Here is a 269-nt window from a genome sequence, read left to right as displayed (position 1 = left end):
TTGTTTGGTGTCGGCGGTTTCTTACTCTCCCACAACCTCCCGGTTGCAGTACCATCAGCGTTAGCAGGCTTAGCTTCCGGGTTCGGAATGGGTCCGGGCGTTTCCCTGCTGCTATAGGCCACCGACAAACACTCGAGGCAATCTGATGCCTGGTTGGGTGTGTTGTGTCAGATACTGTGTAGTGGACGCGAAGCGACAGTGTGTTTCTTGTCTTTATTTGTGTTTGTTGTTTCCACACTCGAAAAGGAGTGTGTGTGTGTTTGTTTTGG

The 269-nt window shown here is 50.9% G+C and carries 1 rRNA gene; it reads right to left on the bottom strand.

Annotation, left to right across the window (positions count from 1 at the left end):
• Positions 1 to 8: 8 nt before the first annotated feature.
• Positions 9 to 126 (bottom strand): 5S ribosomal RNA (rrf, locus tag HMPREF2896_RS07570).
• Positions 127 to 269: the final 143 nt, after the last annotated feature.

The sequence above is a fragment of the Corynebacterium sp. HMSC069E04 genome, from assembly GCF_001813175.1.
GTDB lineage: Bacteria > Actinomycetota > Actinomycetes > Mycobacteriales > Mycobacteriaceae > Corynebacterium > Corynebacterium aurimucosum.
The sequence above is the reverse complement of the archived record's forward strand: the minus strand, read 5'-3'. Positions and strand labels throughout refer to the sequence as shown.